Here is a 1,766-nt window from a genome sequence, read left to right on the forward strand (position 1 = left end):
TTCGCGGGTCCCGGTCAGCATCAGGATGCGGGCGCGAAGATGATCCACATGGCGCCGTATACGCAGTCTTCGATCGTGTCGAAGTCGATTGCCCGGGGTGGTGGCCGGTCTGGTTACCGTGGTGAGGTGCGGGTGGATGCCACGGCGCACCACTCCGCGAACACGGTGCGCTGTGACGCGTTGCTGGTGGACACGAAATCGCGTTCGGACACGTATCCGTCGATCGATATCCGGGTCGATGATGTGCAGTTGGGCCATGAGGCCACGGTGTCGCGGGTCAGCGAGGAGCAGCTGTTCTACCTGATGAGCCGGGGGATGCCCGAAGATGAGGCGATGGCCATGATCGTGCGCGGCTTCATCGAGCCGATTGCCCGGGAGCTGCCGATGGAGTACGCCCTTGAACTCAACAAGCTCATTGAAATGGGCATGGAAGGATCCGTCGGCTAAATGTCCGCCGCCTCTGCACAACTCAATTCCCCACCAACCACCCCGGCATCCACAACGGATGCCATGCCTACTGCGGAGCAGCACGGCATCAAGGAGCACTCGGACGGCCGTTTCGGTTATGTGCCGGTGCAGACCCGGTCGGACCGGTTCGCGAGCGTGAACGTGGCCGACTTCGGTCCCGTCACGGGTCGTGAAGCGGTCTGGAAGCTATCGCCGGTGAAGAAGTTCACCGACCTGACCGCGGGTGTGCTCGACGGGTCGGAGTACCCGGTCGAGTCTTCACGCGTCCCCGGGGTCAGCGTCGCCTGGGTCGATCGCACCGACCCGCGGATCGGTTCGGCCGGGGCGCCCGAGGAGCGCGCGTCGGCGAACGCGTGGTCGAGTTTCGAGAAGGCTCTCGCGATCACGATCAGCGGTGAGGAGGCCAAGGAGGTCACGGTCACCCGTGCCGGTCTGGGTTCCGGCGCGCGCGGCGCGCACACCATCATCGAGGCCAAGCCATTCAGCCAGGCCATCCTGATCCTGGAGAACACGGGTGCGGCCCGGCTGAGCGAGAACGTCGAGATCATCCTGGGCGAGTCCGCGAACCTGACCGTGGTCAGTCTGCAGGAATGGGGCGACACGGCCGTGCACCTGACGAACCACTTCGCCACCATCGGCCGCGACGCNCTGACGAACCACTTCGCCACCATCGGCCGCGACGCGCGGTTGAAGCACATCGTGGTGAGCCTGGGCGGCAGCATCGTGCGGGTGAACCCGTCGGTGCGTCTAGCCGGGATCGGTTCGGACACGGAGCTGCTCGGCCTGTACTTCGCCGACGCCGGCCAGCACCTCGAGCAGCAGGTGTTCGTGAACCATGTCGCGCCGAACAGTCGCAGCCGCGTCACCTACAAGGGTGCNTCGAGCAGCAGGTGTTCGTGAACCATGTCGCGCCGAACAGTCGCAGCCGCGTCACCTACAAGGGTGCGTTGCAGGGTCAGGGTGCCCGCACCGTGTGGATCGGCGACGTCCTGATCGGGCGGGATGCGGCCGGGACCGACAGCTACGAACAGAACCGTAACCTCGTGCTCACCGAAGGCACCCGGGCGGACTCGATCCCGAACCTCGAGATCGAGACCGGCGACATCACGGGGGCCGGGCACGCGAGCGCGACCGGCCGCTTCGACGACGAGCAGCTGTTCTACCTGCAGTCCCGCGGCATCAGCGAAGACGAGGCCCGGCGCCTCGTCGTGCGCGGCTTCCTCAGCGAGATCGTGCAACAAATCGGCTCCCCCCTGCTCGAAGAACGCCTCCAGGCGGCCATCGAAGCAGAACTCACC

3 protein-coding genes are annotated in these 1,766 nt (G+C 65.7%); all 3 read left to right on the forward strand.

Annotated elements, in window-relative coordinates:
- A partial coding sequence (locus tag E3T40_RS14905) for a SufD family Fe-S cluster assembly protein (protein ID WP_174843680.1) occupies positions 1 to 447 on the forward strand: 447 nt, incomplete at its 5' end.
- Positions 448 to 1,368 (forward strand): SufD family Fe-S cluster assembly protein, encoded by a 921-nt coding sequence (locus E3T40_RS17680; RefSeq protein WP_370287944.1) that lies wholly within the window; start codon positions 448 to 450, stop codon positions 1,366 to 1,368.
- On the forward strand, positions 1,365 to 1,766 hold a 402-nt coding region (locus E3T40_RS17685), incomplete at its 3' end, for a SufD family Fe-S cluster assembly protein (protein ID WP_370287945.1). The genes E3T40_RS17680 and E3T40_RS17685, both read left to right, overlap by 4 nt.

The organism is Cryobacterium sp. TMT1-19, assembly GCF_004403055.1.
Classification (GTDB): domain Bacteria; phylum Actinomycetota; class Actinomycetes; order Actinomycetales; family Microbacteriaceae; genus Cryobacterium; species Cryobacterium sandaracinum.